We start from the raw sequence: 20,280 nt of genomic DNA, 5'->3' as shown, positions 1-20,280 counted from the left end.
GGTCATGGGCATCGCCTGCCCATCTTGGTAAGGGTAGATCGCCGGTCGGCCCGTCCCAAATGCTATTGGGGACTCGTTGCGCAAAACCACATATGTGAAATGGCACCGGCAAAATCGCCATTGGACCGCAAGGCGTGATTCATCATGAATGTGCTCAATCGCCGCGAGAGCCGCAAAAAAGGGCCCGTCAATTGATTCCCGTCGCGCCCGCCCCCTAACCTGTAAAGACCGGGGCATGTTCGGATCGCCCGATAGGTATGGCCGAACCCTCGCTGAAAATTGGACTGACCAAGGGAATTGCGCGTCATGGAAACTGTAGGGCTGGGGTTTTGCTATGAAGATTTGCCCGTGGGGCGCAAGTTTCGGACCATTGGCCGCACCGTGACCGACACCGACATCACGAATTTTGTCAGCGTCACCGGCATGCTTGAGGTCTTGTTCATCAATAGTGATTTTCGCGAAAAGGAATCCAATATGCCCGGTTTTGCCGCGCCGGGCGCGCTGGTCTATACCTTTATGGAAGGGCTCTTGACCCAAGCCACAATGCAACACACAGGCTTTGCCTTCTTGGACATGGAACTCAAGGTCATGGGGCCCACGTTTGCCGGCGACACCATCCATTGTGAGGTTGAGGTGATCGAGTCGCGCCGCTCGAAGAGCCGGCCGAACCGCGGCCTGGTCCGGACCCGGAACAAGGTGTTCAAGCAAACAGGAGAGCAGGTGTTGGAATACACGCCGTTGCGGATGATCAAGGCACGCACAACGGATGGCGAGCCAAGTGTGAAGTAAACCAGTTTCGGATGCGTCCTGGCCATTCTTTCCAGGCCGATTAGCGCTGGACTGCAGCCTTGGTTTTGCTAGTACCCGGTCGGATCGCGAAACTGGAGATGTTGATTATGAAAACCGCGCAATCTGACCGAGCTGAGGCTGCCGGCGCCACATCGGGTGGGCCACGGTCGCTGACGCGCATCCTTGCGCTCTTCGATTTGTTGGCACGTAGCGACCAGCGCATGTCGCTGTCGGAACTCAGTAGCGCGATTGATTGTCCCAAGAGCAGTTTGCTGGTGCTTCTTCGCCCTCTCACCGAGAAGGGGTACCTGATGCGCGAGGAAGACAATTACTTTCTCGGCCCGAGGATCTTTCAGTTCGCCCAGTCGATCCTGACCAATCACCCGTTCGAATCCGCCCTGCGCGCGGTGATGAGCGACATGGTCGCCCAGACCGGAGAGACCGTCCTGTTCGCGGTGCGCGATGGCGGAAATGTCGTTTATTCAGCGGTCGTCGAAAGCCCGCAGCCGGTCCGGTACGTCGCCCAGATGGGGATCAACCGGCCATTGTTCTGTTCGGCATCGGGGTTGGTCATGTTGGCCTATGAAACGCCGCAGGACCTGGATGATTACTTTCGGCGCACCGAATTGACGCCGCTTACGCCCAATTCGATCACCGACGAAAAAGAACTGCGGCTCCTGATATCACAGATCCGCAAAACCGGTTATGCCAGTACGGCCGGAACGGCGCATGTCGATGCCGCGGGTTTCGGGGTTCCCGTCTTTCGCGCCGACGGCCACCTGGCGGGCGCCTTGGTGATTGGCGCCCCCTTGGAACGCGCCAACCGAAACAAAAAGCAGTACGTGGCCGCGGCCAAGACGGGCGCTGAACGGCTGTCCAGGGCACTTGGCTATCGTTCGGGCCTGAAAGGAACCGCCCTGCACTAGGCGCGTGCGGTTCCCCGGTTTTCTTTAGCGCGCACCTTTAGCGCACACGATGAACTTATCTCAGTCCCAGCCCGCGCGCGATGATACCACGTAAAATTTCGCGGGTGCCGCCGCGTAGCGAAAATGACGGCACCGCAAGTTCGGTATAGGCCAGAACTGCCGCATAGCTGTCGCGCCCCCCGGGCACGGCCGGACGCGATACAAGACTGCGGGCCAGACGCGGGATATCCTGTTCATAGAGCGCGCCCAGATCCTTGACGATGGCGGCCTGCAGTGATGGGTTCTTGCCTTCGTTCAGCATCCCGGCGACCGAGCGTGACATCTGCCGCAGCACCATCAGATGCGCGGACAGGCGGCCGATTTCGGCCTGCTGCGCTTCGGTGGCGTCCTGGCGCAGCAAGCGGATCAGTTCCTCGATCAGGGCAAAGGACGAAAGGAACCGTTCCGGCCCGCTGCGTTCGAAGGCCAGTTCGCTCATGACCTGGGACCAACCTTCGCCTTTTTCCCCCAGAAGGGCGTCGGACGGCAGGAAGGTGTTGTCGAAGATCACCTGGTTGAAATGATGTTCGCCGCCCAGATCGATGATCGGGCTGATTTGAATGTTCTCGGTGGCCTTGAGATCGATCAGAAACTGGCTCATCCCGCCGTGGCGGTCATCGCTCTTGCCGGTGCGGCAGAACAGGATCATGTAATCGGCCACATGCGCATAGGTCGTCCAGACCTTGGTGCCATTGACCCGGAACCCACCTTCAACCTCGGTGGCGACGGTGCGCGTGGCCGCAAGGTCCGAGCCGGAATCCGGTTCGCTCATCCCGATGCAGAAACACAGCTCGCCCGCGGCGATGCGCGGTACGATCGCGCGTTTCTGCTCTTCGGTGCCCTTGGCAAGAATCAGCGGGCCGCTCTGACGATCGGCGATCCAGTGCGAAATGACCGGCGCACCGGCAGCCAGCAGTTCTTCGGACACGACATAGCGTTCCAGTGCGCTGCGCGCGTGGCCGCCGTATTCTTTGGGAAAAGTCATGCCGACCCAGCCGCGTTGCGCCAGCTTGCGTGAAAAGTCACGGCTGAACCCATTCCACGACTCTGCGCGTTTTTCGGGCGGGAAATCGGCCAATTCTTCGGCTAGAAACGCACGGACCTCTTGCCGCAGATCGTCATAGTCGGCGCCGGGCGGGGGTGAAGGAAACGCGGTGAGTGTCATGCCGTTGCGCCTTGTGCTGTGCTGTCAGTGATGAAGTGCCAGAAGGTGTCGTGGGGGCTCGACAGTGCGGCCTGTCCCAGTTCCTGTGTCCAGTCAAGTTCGGTGCCGAACTCGTCGCGCCAGCTCCAGATCCGTTTTGTGAAATGGTGCAGCGCATGTTCCTGGGTATACCCGATGGCCCCATGAATCTGGTGGGCCAGTGCCCCGACCGTTTCCGCGGCTTCCCCCGCGCGGCTCTTGGCGGCGGCAACGGTCAGCGCGAAGGCTGATGTGTCATAGCTGTCGGCGGCCATTTCGGCCGCGGTACGCGAGGCAGCGGTTTCCCCGGCCATGGTTGCCAGATTGTGCTGGATCGCCTGAAACTTGCCGATTGGCCGCCCAAACTGCACCCGGTCGTTCGCGTATTGAACGCTCATTTCCAGGATCGCCTCCATCGCGCCGGCGGTTGCCAGACTGCGGATCAGTGCGCCAAGCCCGCGCATCCCGCCCATCGACCGGGGCAGGGGGGCCAGATCGTCCCCTGTCAGCACAAGATCAACGTCGGCGTCGTCGCGCGGCATCCCGGCCAGATCCTGCGCTGCGGTGACAGTCAGATCCTTCACCGGCAGGGACAGGACGTGTTCAGCCCCATCCAGTTCGGCAATGGTCACGATCCGGTCCGCCCAGCGGGCAAAGGGCACCAGCGTCAGGTGGCCGCTTGCATGTATTGCCGTGCCGCGCCGTTCCAGCTGCAGCGCCGTGCCCTCGGCGATGGTCAGCCTGCCACCTGGCAGGGCCAGACCCGCGCCCGCCAGCACCGCGTTGGCAATAAGGGTTTCGGCCAGTGGCAGGGGCAGGGCATGTGCCCCGGCAATGCGCACCAGCCCCAGCGCTTCGGCAGCGGGTACGCCGAAACCGCCCGCAGCTTCGGGGACCAGCGCCATGGCCAGCCCGGCCTCTTCGATGCGCGTCCACAGGGCGTCGGGGCATTGCCCGCCGGCGGCGTCCTCGCGCAGGCGGTGGGTGACATGGTCGCGGAATAGCCGCTCGGCCATATCATGGATCATCGATTCCATCAGGTGGTCCTTTCAGACGTTGCTAGGTTGGCGGCTGATGTGCCGTGTTCTGGTTTATCTTGCAGCGCTTGGGATGCTTCTTCCCCGTCAGGCATCGCGCCGCGCAGTTGTGGCAGATGCAACCGGGCGCGCAGATCCTGACGGAACGCCCCGGCAGCGGGCGGCACGCCGCCGTCCCTGCGGTATTTCTGAAGACAATCGGCAATCTTGTCCCCGATTTCGGCAGGCGTCGCCGGGTCCGAGGGTGACCCGGGATGCGCGGCGACCGAAATTTCGGACAGGGTTGCGTTGCCTTTGCGAAGGCGGACATGGACGGTGCCGTGATCCACCCCAGTGCGTTCGTGCCTTGGGTCGGGTGTGGTTTCGATGGCCACCATGTCCATCAGACGGCGCACTGCCGGGCGGTGCGGATTGTCGCCTTCGAAATCGGCGAGCACGACTTGGCCTTGGTGCAACGCCACGGCAAGGGTATAGGCCGCGCAGAACTTGGCTTGCATTCCATCTTTGGGGTCGGTGACGTGGAGCGGCAGCATGACGCCCTCGGGCACCGTCATTTCGATCACCGACCCGTCGGGCACTGCTTCGCCGCCGCGTCCAGTATAAAGATGTCGCCCGGCGGCAATCATCCTGTGCGTGAGATAGCAGCACGGGTACAGCTTGCGGGACACCGTGCTCAGAACGATCCGCGGTTCCACCTCTGCCGGGTCACCATTCACACCGTCCGCGCCTGAATAAAGATCGAAAAAGCCGCGCGGTGCAAAAATATCGGGGGCGCCGGTGATGCCGGCCTCGGCCATGCGGGCAGCGCGCAACCCGAATAGGGCGGCGTTGCCGGCCTGGATCGGTTTCGCCATCGTGCCGAAATTGGCCTGCAATCCTCCGGCAAGCGACGCCGCCAGAGACACGGCGTTTCCTATGGCGCCTTCGTCGAGGTCGAGCTGATGCGCGACCGCTGCCGCAGCCGCCAGAGGCCCGATGGTCGATGTGGCGTGCCAGCCCTTGTCGTAGTGAGCAAAGCCAAGAACCTGGCCCAGAGCGACATTCACCGCCGTTCCCACCGCAAGCGCAGACGCAACGCGCCCGGCCGTGTCTGGGCGCGCATGCGCCATGGCCAGCAGTGCAGGCACCAACACCACGCTGGGATGCGTGACGCTGATCGTGTGGACATCGTCAAAGTCGAGCGCGTGACCCGCGACCGCGGTCAGGAACGTGGCGCGTTCGACGCCCCCGTTTTCGAACGCCCCCTCTGGCGTTGCCGGGTTGTCCCCGTCGAGTGCCGCAAGTTGGCGCACCACCGGTTCGTGCCACCCGGCATAGATGACGGCTACGGTGTCCTCGACGCAAAGTGCGGCCTGTTCGGCGTCTGCCTCGCTCAGCCGATGCGGCGCGGCGACGAACTGCGTCAAACGGGCGGTAAAATCACCGATCATGTGGTATCCTCGCTGAGGCTGCATATTGCCCCAAATTGGAAGGCGCTATCAACACTCGGCACTACCCTTTCGCACATATGTGTTGGAGTAGGCGCTTCGCGTTGTGATCCTTGCGGCCGCTGGACATTCTGGAATGAGACCCTTCATCTGTACCTATGCCGGTCGGGGACTGGACTTGACCGGGAAAGCCACGGATAACGCAAAGGCAATCGTGGGTGAGGGTTTCGGCCTGAAAAGCCGAAAAGTAAAGCGCGCCAGCGCAAAGAGACAAGTCGAGGCACCGCTGTGTCATTATCCGTCAGACGACATATCCGCAAACACCTGGAAACGGGGGGCTCGGCTTTGCCGAGCAGTCTGGCGTGCCGACTTTGCCATGGTAAGGGCAACGCATTGCGCGTCGCCGCCGATCACGACGCAACAGACGACACGGGGTCACGGGCATCGTATTCGCGGCTGCTCTCGTCGGTTTGCATACAGATGGGTCGCCTGCGCAAGAGTAGGGGCGGATATCTGCCAGTGACGCCTTGAGACGTTTCGGTACGCGCAACGGGATCGCCGCTGTCTGTCTGCTGTGTTGCCTTGGCGGCGCCATTGCGCAGGGATTCTTTCAATTCAACGGTGCCGCTATCGTGGCTGTGCCCCTGTTTGCGATCTATCTGGCTATCTCATCGCGCTACATTGCGCGCGTTGGATGGGTGCTGCTGTTCTTTTCGGCCGCCATAGCCGTTGCGGCGCTGGCCAAGGGGGTAGAAACACACATCTTTATCGAAGCGGCGGGGCGCGTTGTGTTCCTGGCCGCGCTGCTGACAGCCGTCGCCTTCCTGCGCATCGCGGCGACCCAGGATCCGGTTGTTGCGGTTGCCGGCGAATTCCTGACGCTTCAGCCCCCGACCCGCCGCTACGCTTCGCTGGGTGCAGGGGGCCACCTGTTCGGCGTTCTTTTGAACCTTGGCGGACTGGGCGTGATGCTTGAAGTCATCATGAAAGGGCTCGAGTCGCATCGCCATGAAATGGACGACTTCGTGTACCAGGCCCGCAAGCGGCGCATGGTGAGCGCCTGTATGCGCGGGTTTTCATCAATCGCTTTCTGGACGCCGTTCGGGATTGCGCTCAACCTGATGATTCTCACTATTCCGGGGCTCGAATGGGCGCATCTGGCCCCCTATGGCATTGCGCTGGCCGGGGTGTTGTTTCTACTGGGATGGCTGTTCGACACGGTGGAATGGTGGCGCCCGCCCTCGTCGCGCGGCCGGGCCCCGGCCCTGACCGGGGATTTGCCAAGCTGGGCCCACTGGTCCGCCGTGGTCGTCGCCGGTCATGTCCTTGTTCTGGGGGTAACGGTCGTGGCACTGGACAGGGCGACGGAATACAGTTTTCAGACCGTCCTGATCACCATTGTTCCGATTTACGCGTTTCTCTGGGCGGGCCTGCGCCGCGGCATTGGCAGCATTGGCGACATGTCGCGCCGGTTCGTGACACAGGCACCCGGCTTTGCAACCGAAATGAGCGTTATTGCTTCGGCTGGGTTCATCGGACTTGTTGCGCTCGAAGTTGTTCCGGTCGAATGGATCGCGGATCACCTTGGTTGGATTGCCGTGCGGCCAGTCTTGACCGTTGTGCTTTTGATCATGACGGTGTTCCTGACCGGGCTGCTGGGGGTGCACCCGATGATCTCGGTGGTGCTGCTGGCAGAAGTGGTCAACCGCGTCGGCGTTGATGGCTTGTCGCCGCTTGCGCTGGGTCTTGCGTTGGCTGGCGGCTGGAGCAGCATCATCTGTATGGGCCCGGCCATCACGGCTGTCGTATATGCGTCGTCTATCGTGGGGGAACGGCCGATGACAATCGGTGTGCGCTGGAACGGCATATTTGGGCTTGTCAGTATCCTGCTCATCACGCTCATCGTTGGCGGCGGTGTCGCGACAGGGCTGCTCTGAGCGGTCTCAATTCCCTTTCACGGCCCAGTAGCGAGCATTCGCACATATGTGTTCGATCAGGCTTTGCGCCTGCGCGAAGGTGCTGGATCGCGTGCCGTTCAGTAGAGTTGGCTTGCGCAAATCCCTCAGCGATCTGCCGAAAATAGTATGCATCGGAGCAGTAAGCCAAACGATGGACGGCCAAACGAAACCAACACGTCGCAGCAAGATTACGGGCCTGCAAGACGCGGCGCTCATGGCAAAAGGTGCGTTGGAAGAACGCCCCGAACTTTGTCTCGGCGGGCTGTTCAAACAGGGCCGGCCGGTCGCATTGGTGCGCGGGTTGCTGGCCGCGGGCGCCGAGGGCCTGCATGTCTATTCCTCGCCCGGCGCGGGGTATGACATCGACCTGATGATCGCGGCAGGCGCAGTTGAACAAGTGTTCATTCCTGGCGTCACGCTGGAAAACCGCCTGTGCCCCAATTTCCGAAGCGCGGTCGAGTCTGGGCAGGTGACCGCCCATGCGCTGGATGCGCTGACCGTGGTTGGTGGGCTTATGGCGTCGGCCCATGGTGTGCCGTTCCAGCCAATCGACGCGCTGCGCGGGTCGGACGTATTGAAACACAATCCCCTCTTGCGCGAAATCGACTGCCCTTTTTCGGGGCGCCGTATTCATGCCGTCGGACCGATCCGGCCCCGCGTCACATTCTTGCACGCGCAAGAAGCGGATCGCTGGGGCAACCTGCGCCATCTCAGCACGATGGTCTACGCCGATCAGTTGATGGCGCGCGCCTCGGACATGGTCATTGCCAGTGTGGACAGGATCGTGCCCGACGAGGTCGTTCTGGACGATCCCGCGCGGGTCACGGTGCCTTCCCATTATATCGATGCCGTGGTTGAGCTGCCCTATGGCGCGCACCCGACCGCAAGCTTTCCCAACTATGCGATGGATGAAGAACATATCGACGCCTACGCCGATCTGGGCGATGCTGCCCGGACTGGCGACCGCACGGGTCTGGACGCCTATATCGCGCGCCATGTGACCGGGCCGAAAAGCCAAGAAGATTATATCAAAGCGGTCGGGGGCGCAGACGCACTTGCCCGGCTCAAACCGGAGGCGCGAAAAGAATGAGCGCGGCGGTTTCCCCACTTGAACAGATGGTTGTCGTGCTGGCCCGCGACCTGGCCGATGGCGAATTGGGCGCGGCGGGGGCTGCGGCCCTGGTGCCGATGGCGGCAATCGCACTGGCGCGCGAACTGCACGCACCCAACCTGACAATCGGCGGCGAGATGTTCTTCAACCCCGAGCCGGGACGTCTCTATCCGTCAATGCTGGACGACCGTGCCTTGGGCCGATGCGAGGCCGCTGAAACGTTCATCGAGCTGTTCGGCCACAGCCATCACGGGCTGGATTTTTTCTTTCACAGCGGGTTGCAGCACGATGTGTACGGCAACATCAACTTGCATCATGTCGGCGGAACGTTGCACGCGCCCAGGATGCGCGGGCCGGGGGCGGCCAATTTGTCGTACTGCCATACGTCTACACGGTTTTACATTTGTCCAACCGTCCACACGGCGCGAAATTTCGTCGAGACCGTCGATTTTATCACCATACCCGGACATCTTTCCGGACCCGAGGCGAAACGGGCCGCTGGCCTGGTCAATGAAGGACCGCGCCTGGTGGTGACACCGCGCGCGGTGTTGGATTTCGACAAGACGACGCTGCGAATGCGGCTGAAATCCGTTCACGCGGGCAATACGGCCAAAGAGGTTCAGCGCCACACAGGATTCGATTTGAACATCACGGGGGATGTGCCGCAGACACCGCCGCCAACACAGCAGGAACTGAGCGTCCTGCGAGAGCGGGTCGACAAATCCGGCACTCTGCGCGCCTGAAGCGCGGGTGTCAAAATCGTTGAACAACGACTGGGAGGTAGACATGTTCAAACGTAATATGATCGCAAAAAGGGCGGCACTGGGTAGCGCAGCAGCCCTGAGTGCCACGCTTGTGGCCGGGGTTGTTTCCGCCAAGGATCTTACCATGGGCACCACAAGCCCGACGTCCAGCCACTTTACGATCTCGGTCGCGATGAGCAAGGCGATCGAGTCCGGCTTGGAAGATGCCACTGTCAACGTGATCGAAACCGGCGCCAGCGTGGACAATGTCCTGCGTCTTGCGCGGGACGAAATCGATCTCGGACTTGCCACAACCGATATTCTGATTTCTGCGCGCAATGGAACCGGCAAATTCGAAGGCCACGCTATTCCTGACACGGTTGCGCTTTATCCCTACAGCGCATCGGTCCTGTTGATCGCCGTCACCGAGGATTCTGGCGTGACCACGCTCAGGGAACTGGCCGGAAAGAAATTCAATCCCGGCATCCGGGGGTCGGCCGCCGAAACCCTGACAACCAACGTGCTGTCGATGTTCGACGTCGATGCCAATCTCGTGCATGGCGCCGTGGGTGACGCGGTGGAAGGCATCAAGAACAGGCAACTCGTCGGGTACAGCAAATACGGCGCGGCCAATTCTGTGGACTCGACCCTGCAAGAGTTGATGACCAGCACCAAGATGCGGCTACTCGGGTTCACCCAAGAAGAAGAGACGGCCGCGAAGGACGCGATGGAGGGTGTCGGTTTTACGACCCTGCCCGAAGGGCTGATCGCGGATTCCGAGGCAATCCGGGTACCCAAGCTCAACGTCTTCTTTCTGACCCGCACCGGCGTAATGGATGACGATACGGCGTATGGCATCGCCCGCAGCATTCACCAGAATATGGAGTTGCTGGTCGAGGCTTGGCCGCAACTGGGGGACTACGACATTGCCGCCGACGCCCTTGCGACGATGGACGCCGGTATCGCCTATCATCCGGGCGCGGTGCGTTACTGGAAAGAAGCCGCTGGCGGCTGAACTTTAAGCGCAGAAGGTCAGACCGGTCGCTGGGACCGGTCACGCAGGGCGCCGCGCGCGCCCTGCCGTTTCGGGAGAGATCATGGTACTGACATCGAACAGTTCCACGCCCTGGGAGCGGCGCGGCGCGCAGGCGCTCGGTGCGTTGTTCGCGGCATTTGTCGCGCTTCATTTCTACAATGCCCTGTTTGGACAGTTCGAACCGCTGGTCCAGCGGCCGATCTTTGTGGGCTTCGGTCTGGGCGGCGCGTTTTTCCTTTATGCCGCGCGGGCGTCGCAAACCGGGGGGCGAAGCGTCCTGGGGCGCACCATCGACATCGCGCTGGGGCTGTTGGCGTTCGCCGTGTGTCTTTATGTGATCCTCAATCGGGATCGTTTTTCTGACATCATGGTGCGCTACGGCCCGATGGACAAGACCGCCGGACTGCTGGCCGTGCTGCTGACGCTGGAAGCGGCGCGGCGGGTGATTGGCTGGTTCCTGCCCTTGTTGGCGCTGATAACCGTGCTCTATTATTACTTTGGGTACGATGTGATTGATGGCGGCTGGCGCCCGCCGCGCGTGTCGGCGCGCACGGCTGTCGAAACCTTCTATAGTTCGACCACCGGTATTTTTGGATATCTTGCGGACGTGGGCGCGCGGGTCATCACGATCTATGTACTCTTGGGCGCCCTACTGCTGTCCACCGGGGCCACCGATGTGTTCATGAAGATGGCCACATGGATCGCCGGGCGCACATTTGGTGGTCCGGCCAAGGTCTGCGCCCTGTCCTCGGCGATGTTCGGGACGGTCACCGGATCGGCGGTGGCCAACGTCATGGCGACCGGGTCCATCACCATTCCCACCATGAAGCGCCTGCGCTATCCGCCGGCCTTTGCCGGCGCGGTCGAAGCCGTCGCATCTTCGGCCGGTCAACTGACCCCACCTGTGATGGGGGCGGGCGCCTTCATCATGGCCGAGTTTCTGAATATCCCTTATACCCAGATTGCCGTTGCGGCGATCGGCCCGGCGTTTCTCTACTACCTCGCGATATGGCTGGGGGTGGATCTCTATGCACGGCGCACGAACCTTCAGCCTACGCCCAGGAACGAAATGCCCAACCCGGCGGATTTCCTGGCGCCCGACAAGGCCATCCCATTGTTCCTGCCCATCGCGACGGTGATCTATTTCCTGTTCCAGGGGTATACCCCAAGCTTTGCCGGTGCCGCATCGATCATCGTGCTGGTCCTGGCGTGCCTGGTGGTTCGGCCTTTCGGGAGCAAGGCCCGCGGCGAAAGCCTGCGGGACTGTTGGGCTGGCTTGGCGCGCGATGTATACGGCGGGATGGTCGAAGCGGGCAGGGCGCTGGTGATGATCGCCGCGTTGCTGGCTTGCGCGGCCATTGTCGTCAAGGTTTTGACTGCCACGGGCGCAGGGGTGAAAATCTCGAACCTGCTCTTTTCCGTGTCCGACCAAGGCCTGATCGTCGCCTTGCTGCTGGCGGCCGTGCTATCAATTGTGCTGGGCATGGATGTGCCGACCACGGCCTCTTACGTTCTGGCGGCGGCGGTGGCTGCACCCAGCCTCGTGCGGCTGGGGCTGCCGGAAATGACGGCGCACCTGTTCGTCTTCTACTACGCAATTTTGTCGGCCATCACGCCACCGGTCTGTGCCAGCGTCTATGCGGCGGCCGCGTTGGCCGGGGCCAGCTTCTGGAAAGTGGCGGGCCGCGCGCTGAGTCTGGCCGGCGCGGTTTATGTGGTGCCGTTTCTGTTTGTATTTCGGCCGGGCATTCTGGCGCAGGGTGGGGCAGGACAGATCGTTCTGGACCTGGGCGTGGCCAGCGCAGCGGTCTTTGCTGTCAGCGTCGGCATGAGCGGTTGGTTCCGCGGAAAGATACCGCCCATCGGCCGCGTCCTGTTCCTGTCCGTCGCTGCGCTGCTGTTCTATGCCGCGCCGATGGCCGACGTCGTGGGCGGAATGGCCCTTGCGGCGCTATTGGTATGGCGGTTTCTTCGCGGCGAGCGGCAGACACTCGGCGCCGGGTGACGCCCGGCCTTTTCACACAAAAGAAGGGCCGCCGCGAACGATCCGCGGCGGCCCTTCAATAAGCGTCAGGTGGGGCCGGGGCCCCTTTGCGTCAGGTCAGCTTGAAATAGGGAAAGCTGATTTCGTCCGAGGCCTTCACGAAGGTGACCTCGACCTTGGCCCCAATATACACTTTTTCAGGGTCATCCGTCTGGATCCGGCTCATCATTCGGGGGCCTTCCTCCAGTTCGATCAACGCCACCACGTAAGGCACGTCATCGGCAAAGGCCGGGCCTGCGGGGCGGCGGGCGATGGTAAAGGTATGCACCTCGCCGCGCCCGCTGACCGTATCGAAACTCAGGTTGTCGGAATGGCAATACGGGCAGATCGCGCGTGGATAGAAATGATGCTTGCCGCAATCGCCGCAGAGCGGGATGTCAAGGCGGCCTTCGTGCGCGGCCTCCCAATAGGGCGCGCTGTCGTGGTCGATCACCGGAAGCGGTTTTTCAATGCTCATCGGATCAGTCCTTCTGCAAAATTACGGTCGCGCCAGAGGACAGCGTGCCCCCCGTGCCATGCACCAGCGCGGTTTCGGCGCCCTTGACTTGCCGTTCGCCGCAGTCGCCGCGCAATTGTCGGCTGGCCTCGATCAGCAGGAACATGCCGTACATGCCCGGATGCAGCGCGGACAGGCCGCCGCCATTGGTGTTCATCGGAAAGGCGCCACCGGGCGCCGTGCGCTGGCCGGACACGAAAGCGCCGCCTTCGCCGATTTCGCAAAAGCCGAGCGCTTCGAGCGTCAGCAGAACCGTGATGGTAAAGCTGTCATAGACCTCGACCACGTCAATATCGGCGTGGCTGACCCCTGCCATTTTCATTGCATTTTCGCCGGCCTTCTGCGCGGGCAGCAGGCGGGCAAGGTCGGGCATTTCGCCGATGGCCCAGTGGGTGTGCGCTTCGCCATATCCCTTGACGGCGACAGGTTCGGTCTTGAGATCCTTGGCCCGTTCAGCGGTGGTCATCACGATGGCGCCCGCGCCGTCAGTGACAAGGCAGCAATCGAGCAGGTGCAGTGGCTCTGAGATCATCGTGCTGGACATGACATCGTCGATGGACAGCGGATCGCGCCGCGTTGCGGCAGGGTTCATCTGCGCCCATTTGCGGGTGGCAACGGCGATTTCGGCCAGGTTTTCGGACGTGGTGCCATATTCGTGCATGTGACGCTGCGCCGCCATCGCGTAGCCGCCCACTGGCGTCGGCATCCCGTAGGGCGTTTCGTGCTGCATCGACAGAACCGAAGGGCGCCCGCCCAGATTGCGGCTGCGCAGGGATTTCTGGTCCGAGCTGTAGACGATCAGCGCCACTTCGCAATAGCCTTCGCGCAGCGCCATTGCAGCGTGGGCGACATGCGCCTCGAACGCAGAGCCGCCGATATTGGTGCCGTCGACGAAGGTCGGCATGATGCCCAGATATTCGCCCAGCGTCACCGTGGGCAGTTGCCCCGGGCCCGGTACGCCCCACATGCCGGCGGTCAGAAGACCGTCAACATCGCTCAGTTTCAGTCCGGCTTCTTCGACGGCGGCCTTTGCCACCAATGCGGCATGGCCCAGGACTGACGCCTTTGTAACAAATTTTCCGTCCTCGATAGGTGCATCGGCAAGGCCGACGATCACCGGATCGCGTGCATTCTTCATGGGTTCTTTCTCCTTCTTGTCCCGTCGTTGCGATGCGGCCCCAATGTCAGCTCGGACGCATGGTCTTGGCGATGAGCGTACGCTGAATCTGCGACGTCCCGCCACCGATGGTGCTCTGCATCCCTTCGCGGAAATACCGTTCCATGTCCGCCTCTGGCAACATGGAATGGCCACCGAGGATCTGCATTCCGTTGCGTGTGACTGTTTGCAGGGTTTCTGAGGCATAGAGTTTCGCCATCGACACTTCGCGCATACAGGGCGTTTTGGCCGCGGCCATGCTGGCGGCGCGATAGACCAGCAAGCGCGCTGCGTCGACCTGGGTCTGCATGTCGGCCAGCATGTGGCGGATGACCTGAAAGTCGAAGATCGGCCTGTCGAACTGGATCCGGTCATGGGCGTAGCGCAGCGCATCGTCGACCGCTGTCTGGGCATTGCCAACATAGGCGGCGGCGACGGCCACACGTTCCAGTTCCAGATGGTCGGTGATGATCTTCCAGCCGTCGTTTTCCGTGCCCAGCAGCGCTTCGGGGGGCAGTTTCACATCGTCGACGAATATCTCGGTGGTGCCGGTCGCGCGGCGCGCCATTGTCGGCAGCTTGCGAATATCGAGCCCTTCGGTGTCGTTGGGGATCAGGAAGACCGAAAGCCCCTTGTGCTTGGGCGCATCGGGATCGGTCCGGGTCAGCATCGCAAGGATCGCATTGTCAGCCTTCGCCCCCGAGCACCACAGTTTCTGCCCGTTGACGACCCAGCCGTCGCCGTCGCGCCGCGCGCGGGTCTTGGTCGATGCCGCATCCGATCCCGCGCCCGGTTCGGAAATTGAAATCGAAAAACGGATGTCGCCATCCAGGAACGGCTGGATGTACCGCTCTTTCTGCTCGGGCGTGCCAAATTTTTCGACGTTCATCGCGGTGAAAGTGGCCACCATCAGACCGGTCGAGAAGTCGAAGCCGTATTTGGCCAGCCCTTCGCACATCAGGGCATAGTCCATGATGTCGCCGCCAAGCCCGCCGCTTTCTTCGGAAAACAGAATGCCCAGCCAGCCCTGCTTGGCCACTTTTTCATAGGCCTCATAGGGGTATTCGCGCTCGCGGTCGCATTTACGGATGTAGTCGCGGCCAATCTCTTCGTCGACGAAACGCTCGACGGTTTGGCGCCACATCTCTTGTTCGGGTGTCAGAAAGTTCATGCGTTCTCTCCGTGTATTTTTTCGTGCGCGGCGCGGATCTTGGCGGGCTCTCCGGGCCGGTCCAGACGCGTCTTGCGGATCAGAAGACTGAATTCGCAGCGCAGGACCGTTTCGTCGCGTTGGTTGATGCCTTCCAGCTTGCTGGTCACGACGCCGTGCTTTTCGTCGTGGTCTTTCAGATTGATGATTTCGACGCGCGCCCAGAGCGTGTCGTTGATGAATGTGGGCCGCAGAAAGCGCAGCTTGTCGCAGCCATAAAAGGCGGCGAGAACGGAGCTGTCGAAGGGGATCATCGCGTTGACGATGGAAAACACCAGGCTGCCCTGAACAAGGCGCTGGCCGTAGATCGCTTCTTTGGCATGCTCGATGTTGGAATGCAGTTCCAGCCAGTTCCCGGTCAGCATGCAGAAGTTGACGACATCGGTTTCCGTCATCGTCCGCCCGCTGGATACGCCGGTCTGGCCCAGTGACAACTCTCCGAATGGGTGACGTATCACGTGAAATTCTCCTGTTGGTCCGCGTTGGGTGTCAGCACGATCAAGGCATCGGCCGCGGCCAGTCCTTTCCCGTCGGCCCGAACCATCACAGGGTTGATTTCAATTTCCGAGATCAGATCGGCGTTTTCGGCGAAGAAAACAGATATGCGTGAAATCAGGTCTGCCAGCGCATCCCGGTCGGCCGGCTCGGCGCCGCGCAATCCCGTCAGCAACCGCGCCCCCGGACCCGAGCGCACCATCGCCTCGGCGGTTTGCAGGCACGCAGGGGCAAGCCGGATTTCGGCCGCATCGATCAGTTCCACCAGAATGCCGCCGGGACCGGCCAGAACGATCGGCCCGAACGTGTCGTCGCGTTTGCAGCCGATGATCCATTCGGCCACCGACCCTTCTTCCATTTCTTCGATCAGCGCTGTGCCGCCCGCAAACCGTTGCGCCATTTCGGCGGCGGCCTGTTTCGCCTCGTCGGGCGACAGGCCCAATCGGACGAGACCATGATCGGACTTATGCGGATAGTCGTCGTGACACAGCTTGGCGACGCAGCGCCCTTCGGCGGGGTTGCGTTTTGGCACCGGCACGCCCATCCGTTGCAGCAGGTCCTTCGCGTCCGCCTCATGGACTACCTTGCGCCCGGCGCGGTGCCAGTTTTCCAGTGTTTCCCTCGGGGTCATGCCACTTCTCCTGTTGTGGCGGCCAGTGCGGCAAGGCCCGACGCCGCCCGCGCGGGCGAATCATAGACCGGAACAGCCCGCTCGCGCAGGGCCTCGCCCGATGCATTGCTGCGCGCTGCACCGGTCCAGACGATCAGGACCGGCTTGTCAGTGCTGTCGAATGCCTCGGCCAAGGCTTCGATGAACTGCTGATCCGGCACAAATGTGATAATTGCGATGGCGATATCCACGCCCGGATCGGCGGCAACGGCCTGGAGACAGCGGCCGACATACGTGGGATTCGCCAGAACCACGCCGGTCAGATCGACCGGGTTTGCGACCGACCCGTAGAACGGCACATAGCGCGACAGCGCGGTTTGCGTCGCCTCGTCCAGGACCGGAACCTCGAAGCCGGCGCTCTCGGCCAGATCGGTCATTTCGACGCCAAGCCCGCCGGTGACAGAGATGATACCGACCCGGTTCCCGGCAGGCTGCCGCCCCGCTGCGAGGGCCGTTACAGCATCAACGGCAGCCACGGATTCCCGCGCGCGGATAACCCCGGTTTCGCGAAACACCGCGCTGATCACCCGATCGTCCCCGGCCATCGCGCCGGTATGCGATTGGACCGCGCGCGATCCGGCGCGGCTGCGCCCGCCCTTGACCGCCACGACATGCTTTCCCGCCTTTGTCAGGCGTTGGGCCGCTTCGGCGAACCGACGCCCGTCGCGCAGTTCTTCGACGTAGCACAGAACCACGCGCGTCTGCGGGTCGTTGCCCAGATAGTCGAGCAGATCTGCGGCGGTCAGATCGGTCTCGTTGCCGCTGGACACGATGGCATTGATCCCCACGCCGCGTTCGCCCAGACGCAACGCCATAAGGCCTCCAAGCGCGCCGGACTGGGAAATCATGGCGACCGGACCGGGGCGAAGGCCGTTGAACATCGGGCTGAAGGTCAGTTGCAGATCCGAGGCCGGGCGCACCACGCCTTCGCAGTTCGGCCCGATCAGGCGAAAGGGCGCGTCCTGCATCACCCTGCGCAGCCGCATTTCATTTTCATGCCCATCGTCCCCGGCTTCTGAAAAACCCGAGGTCACCCCGACCACGACCTTCACGTCGAGCCGCGTGCAGGTTTCCAGAGCGTCCAGTGCGACACTGACCGGGGTTGCCAGAACGACCACGTCGATCGGGCCGTCAATCTCTTCCAGACTGCGCACCGCCGGCAAGCCTTCGATCTCGCCGCCTGAAGGGTTCACCGGGATGATTGTGCCGCTGTAGCCGTTGCTCTTCAGCAGGGCCATCACGGCCTGTCCCAACTTGCCCTTGGTGCGGGACGCCCCGACCACCGCGATGGTGCGGGGATCGAACAAACCGTCCAATGCCTCGGCAACCGAAGGCCGGCTTGCTGCCGCTCGATTCGAGTTTGGGTCCGCCATGCTTTCCTCCGTCAAGTGAAAAAATCTCTGCTTGTTTTGGCGATCTAACGGTTGTTCGATTATTCTCGCAATTGATTTCGGTTCCGAACAGACTGAGTCCGTCAGGGCCGAAAACTAGGGCTTGACGACAGAAAAATAGCGCAAAGTGAGGCAAACCGCGTGAACATGGATAACGGACCACTGAGCGACGTCAGGGTGATTGAATTGGGCCATGTGATCGCCGCACCCATGTGCGGCGCATTGCTGTCGGATTTCGGGGCTGACGTGATCAAGATCGAGCGTCCGGGGCAGGGCGACATGCTGCGGGTGCTGAGCGCGCGCGCCAGCGATGGCGTGGGCGCCTGGTGGAAGACCTTGGCCCGAAACAAACGTCTTTTGGCGCTGGACTGGAAGAGCGAAGACGGTCGCGCGGTTTTGCGCCGCCTGGTCGAAAACGCTCATGTGCTGATCGAAAATTTCCGCCCCGGTGTGCTGGAAAGGGCAGGGTTGGCGCCAGAGGTGTTGCACGACTGGAACCCCGATCTGGTGATCGTGCGGATTTCGGGGTACGGGCAGACCGGGCCGCGCGCCTCGTGGCCGGGGTTCGGTCGCGCCGGCGAAGCCATGAGCGGGCTGGCCCATATCACGGGCTTTGCCGACAACGCACCCATGCACCCCGGCTTTCCCGCCGCCGATTCAACCACCGGCCTGATGGCGGCCTACGGCGCGATGATGGCGCTGCATGCAGTGCGAAACGGCAGCGCGCGGGGCCAGGTGGTGGATCTGGCGATATTCGAGCCGCTGTTGCGTTTGATCGACTACCACATCCCGACGCGCACTGGCGCGGGCCTGCCGGTTGATCGAAACGGTCTTCAGGCCCCCAATTCCTACGCCCCCGCCGGGGTATTTCGCGCGCGGGACGGGAAATGGGTCACCGTCAGCGCGGGCAGCGCGGCCACCGGGCGGCGTCTTTTAGAGGCGGCTGGCGGAAAGGAATGGGCCGAGCAGCCGCAGTTCCAAAGCCTTGACGGCTTTGCCGAGAATATGGACGAAATTGTTGAGCGCCTTGGGGCCTTTGTGGCGCAGCATGATGCGCAGGGGGCGATCGACATCTTTAGCGCCCACGATGCCGTGGCGGCGATGGTCTATGACGTCGATGATATCCTGGCCGATCCCCAGATCGCCGCACGAGGGGACATCGTCGGTGTGGAAGGTGACGACACCAAGGTGGTCGGGCCGGTGCCAAAACTGGACAAGACGCCGGGCCGGCTGCGCTGGCTTGGGCGCAGCGAATTGGGCGCCGACAGCCGCACGATTCTGAAAGAGCTCGGGTATGACGCCGGGCAAATCGACAAACTGACCGAAAAAGGCGCAGTGGCCGAACCAGACCACTGAGCTGGGTCTGCAAGACTTGAGGAGGAACTCATGACCTATCAGATGACATCCGAGCAGCAGGGAATTCGCGATGCGGTCCTGCGGATCTGCGAAGAATTCGATGACGAATTCTGGCTGACCCGTGATCGCGAAGGCGGTTTCCCGCGCGAGTTGCACCAAAAGCTGGCCCGCGATGGCTGGCTGGGGATCGCCATCCCCGAAGAATACGGGGGCGCCGGTCTTGGCATCGTCGATGCCGCGATCATGATGCAGGCCATTGCGGAATCCGGCGGCGGCAACAGCGCTGCCTCGGCGATCCACATGAACATCTTCGGCCTGAACCCGGTCGTGAAATTCGGCACCGATGACCAGAAAAAGAAGTACCTTCCGCCCTTGGTCGCGGGCGAAGAGCGTGCGTGTTTCGGGGTGACTGAACCGACCACCGGCCTGGACACGACCAAGCTGAAAACACGCGCCGTGCGACAGGGTGACCGCTATATCGTGCACGGGCAAAAGGTCTGGATTTCGACCGCCCAAGAGGCCGACAAGATCCTGCTTCTGGCGCGCACCACCCCAATTGAGGACGTCAAGAAACCGACCGAAGGTTTGAGCCTGTTCTACACCGATCTGGATCGCACATTCGTCACAGTGCGCGAGATCGAAAAGATGGGCCGCAAATGCGTCGATTCAAACGAGCTGTTCATCGACGGGCTGCCGATCCCGGCCGAGGATCTGATTGGCGAAGAAGGTCAGGGCTTTCGCCAGATCCTGCACGGGCTGAACCCTGAACGGGTCCTGATCGCCGCCGAAGCGGTCGGGATCGGGCGCAACGCGCTTCGGCGCGCGGCGGATTATGCCAATGAGCGTGTCGTCTTTGGCAGGCCGATCGGTCAGAACCAGGGTGTGCAGCACCCCCTTGCCGCGAGCTGGGCGGAACTGGAAGCGGCCAATCTGATGGCCATGCACGCAGGCGCGCTGTACGACGCCGGCAAGCCCTGTGGAAGCGAAGCCAACGCAGGCAAATACCTGGCCGGTGAAGCGGCGGTGAAGGCGACGCAGACTGCGCAGCTGACATTCGGCGGGTTTGGCTATGCCAAGGAATACCATGTCGAACGCCTGGTTCGGGAAGCCATCCTGTTCCGTATCGCACCGGTCACCCCGCAACTGGTGCTTTCGTTCATCGCGGAACACGCGCTCGGCTTGCCAAAATCCTACTAGTTTCGAAAATCAAAGG

General features: G+C 62.0%; 18 protein-coding genes. 9 read left to right on the top strand and 9 right to left on the bottom strand.

Features of this window, described 5'->3' with window-relative positions:
- The first annotated feature begins 306 nt into the window (after positions 1 to 306).
- Positions 307 to 789 carry a MaoC family dehydratase gene (locus ACP2AV_RS10760; protein ID WP_426372715.1) on the top strand — a complete coding sequence of 161 codons (483 nt, stop codon included), beginning with the start codon at positions 307 to 309 and terminating at the stop codon, positions 787 to 789.
- A 98-nt stretch (positions 790 to 887) separates the two neighbouring features.
- A complete protein-coding gene (locus ACP2AV_RS10755; RefSeq protein WP_426372714.1) occupies positions 888 to 1,715 on the top strand; it encodes an IclR family transcriptional regulator in 828 nt (275 codons plus the stop codon).
- Positions 1,716 to 1,770: 55 nt separating this feature from the next.
- On the opposite strand, the gene ACP2AV_RS10750 is transcribed toward ACP2AV_RS10755, so the two are convergent.
- The 3 genes from ACP2AV_RS10750 to ACP2AV_RS10740 are packed head-to-tail and all read right to left on the bottom strand — an operon-like array spanning position 1,771 to position 5,404.
- The gene (locus ACP2AV_RS10750) at positions 1,771 to 2,919 is read right to left on the bottom strand and encodes an acyl-CoA dehydrogenase family protein (protein ID WP_426372713.1); all 1,149 of its coding nucleotides are present in this window, start codon (positions 2,917 to 2,919) and stop codon (positions 1,771 to 1,773) included.
- A complete protein-coding gene (locus tag ACP2AV_RS10745; RefSeq protein ID WP_426372712.1) occupies positions 2,916 to 3,974 on the bottom strand; it encodes an acyl-CoA dehydrogenase family protein in 1,059 nt (352 codons plus the stop codon). The genes ACP2AV_RS10750 and ACP2AV_RS10745 overlap by 4 nt, the downstream gene beginning before the upstream one ends.
- Positions 3,974 to 5,404 (bottom strand): MmgE/PrpD family protein, encoded by a 1,431-nt coding sequence (locus tag ACP2AV_RS10740; protein WP_426372711.1) that lies wholly within the window; start codon positions 5,402 to 5,404, stop codon positions 3,974 to 3,976. Before ACP2AV_RS10740 ends, ACP2AV_RS10745 begins: the two co-directional genes overlap by 1 nt.
- A gap of 524 nt (positions 5,405 to 5,928) precedes the next feature.
- Between ACP2AV_RS10740 and ACP2AV_RS10735 the strand changes: the two genes are divergently transcribed.
- The 5 genes from ACP2AV_RS10735 to ACP2AV_RS10715 all read left to right on the top strand — a co-directional run bounded on the left by ACP2AV_RS10735 (position 5,929) and on the right by ACP2AV_RS10715 (position 12,254).
- Positions 5,929 to 7,338: a hypothetical protein gene (locus ACP2AV_RS10735; RefSeq protein ID WP_426372710.1), complete on the top strand. Its 1,410-nt coding sequence runs from the start codon at positions 5,929 to 5,931 to the stop codon at positions 7,336 to 7,338.
- 172 nt (positions 7,339 to 7,510) lie between these two features.
- The gene (locus ACP2AV_RS10730) at positions 7,511 to 8,449 is read left to right on the top strand and encodes a CoA transferase subunit A (protein ID WP_426372709.1); all 939 of its coding nucleotides are present in this window, start codon (positions 7,511 to 7,513) and stop codon (positions 8,447 to 8,449) included.
- On the top strand, positions 8,446 to 9,213 hold the full coding sequence (locus ACP2AV_RS10725; protein WP_426372708.1) for a hypothetical protein: 768 nt from the start codon (positions 8,446 to 8,448) through the stop codon (positions 9,211 to 9,213). Before ACP2AV_RS10730 ends, ACP2AV_RS10725 begins: the two co-directional genes overlap by 4 nt.
- Positions 9,214 to 9,256: 43 nt before the next feature.
- A complete protein-coding gene (locus ACP2AV_RS10720; RefSeq protein ID WP_426372707.1) occupies positions 9,257 to 10,228 on the top strand; it encodes a TAXI family TRAP transporter solute-binding subunit in 972 nt (323 codons plus the stop codon).
- A gap of 82 nt (positions 10,229 to 10,310) precedes the next feature.
- A complete protein-coding gene (locus tag ACP2AV_RS10715) occupies positions 10,311 to 12,254 on the top strand; it encodes a TRAP transporter permease (protein WP_426372706.1) in 1,944 nt (647 codons plus the stop codon).
- A gap of 91 nt (positions 12,255 to 12,345) precedes the next feature.
- Here the strand turns inward: ACP2AV_RS10715 and ACP2AV_RS10710 are convergent, their stop codons facing one another.
- The 6 genes from ACP2AV_RS10710 to ACP2AV_RS10685 are packed head-to-tail and all read right to left on the bottom strand — an operon-like array spanning position 12,346 to position 17,693.
- Positions 12,346 to 12,750 (bottom strand): Zn-ribbon domain-containing OB-fold protein, encoded by a 405-nt coding sequence (locus ACP2AV_RS10710; RefSeq protein ID WP_426372705.1) that lies wholly within the window; start codon positions 12,748 to 12,750, stop codon positions 12,346 to 12,348.
- Positions 12,751 to 12,754: 4 nt separating this feature from the next.
- Positions 12,755 to 13,927 (bottom strand): acetyl-CoA acetyltransferase, encoded by a 1,173-nt coding sequence (locus tag ACP2AV_RS10705; RefSeq protein WP_426372704.1) that lies wholly within the window; start codon positions 13,925 to 13,927, stop codon positions 12,755 to 12,757.
- Positions 13,928 to 13,973: 46 nt separating this feature from the next.
- Positions 13,974 to 15,116 (bottom strand): acyl-CoA dehydrogenase family protein, encoded by a 1,143-nt coding sequence (locus ACP2AV_RS10700; RefSeq protein ID WP_426372703.1) that lies wholly within the window; start codon positions 15,114 to 15,116, stop codon positions 13,974 to 13,976.
- Positions 15,113 to 15,613 carry a MaoC/PaaZ C-terminal domain-containing protein gene (locus tag ACP2AV_RS10695; protein WP_426372702.1) on the bottom strand — a complete coding sequence of 167 codons (501 nt, stop codon included), beginning with the start codon at positions 15,611 to 15,613 and terminating at the stop codon, positions 15,113 to 15,115. Before ACP2AV_RS10695 ends, ACP2AV_RS10700 begins: the two co-directional genes overlap by 4 nt.
- Positions 15,610 to 16,281 carry an acetate--CoA ligase family protein gene (locus ACP2AV_RS10690; protein WP_426372701.1) on the bottom strand — a complete coding sequence of 224 codons (672 nt, stop codon included), beginning with the start codon at positions 16,279 to 16,281 and terminating at the stop codon, positions 15,610 to 15,612. The genes ACP2AV_RS10695 and ACP2AV_RS10690 overlap by 4 nt, the downstream gene beginning before the upstream one ends.
- Positions 16,278 to 17,693, bottom strand: a complete 1,416-nt coding sequence (locus ACP2AV_RS10685) for an acetate--CoA ligase family protein (protein ID WP_426372700.1) — start codon at positions 17,691 to 17,693, stop codon at positions 16,278 to 16,280. Before ACP2AV_RS10685 ends, ACP2AV_RS10690 begins: the two co-directional genes overlap by 4 nt.
- 165 nt (positions 17,694 to 17,858) lie before the next feature.
- On the opposite strand from ACP2AV_RS10685, the gene ACP2AV_RS10680 reads away from it, so the two are divergent.
- Positions 17,859 to 19,067 (top strand): CaiB/BaiF CoA transferase family protein, encoded by a 1,209-nt coding sequence (locus ACP2AV_RS10680; RefSeq protein WP_426372699.1) that lies wholly within the window; start codon positions 17,859 to 17,861, stop codon positions 19,065 to 19,067.
- Between the two features lie 30 nt (positions 19,068 to 19,097).
- Positions 19,098 to 20,264, top strand: a complete 1,167-nt coding sequence (locus ACP2AV_RS10675; protein WP_426372697.1) for an acyl-CoA dehydrogenase family protein — start codon at positions 19,098 to 19,100, stop codon at positions 20,262 to 20,264.
- Positions 20,265 to 20,280: the final 16 nt, after the last annotated feature.

Source organism: Aliiroseovarius sp. PTFE2010 (assembly GCF_049943335.1).
Lineage (GTDB): Bacteria > Pseudomonadota > Alphaproteobacteria > Rhodobacterales > Rhodobacteraceae > JBNFVY01.
This window is presented reverse-complemented; position numbering and strand designations above follow the sequence as displayed.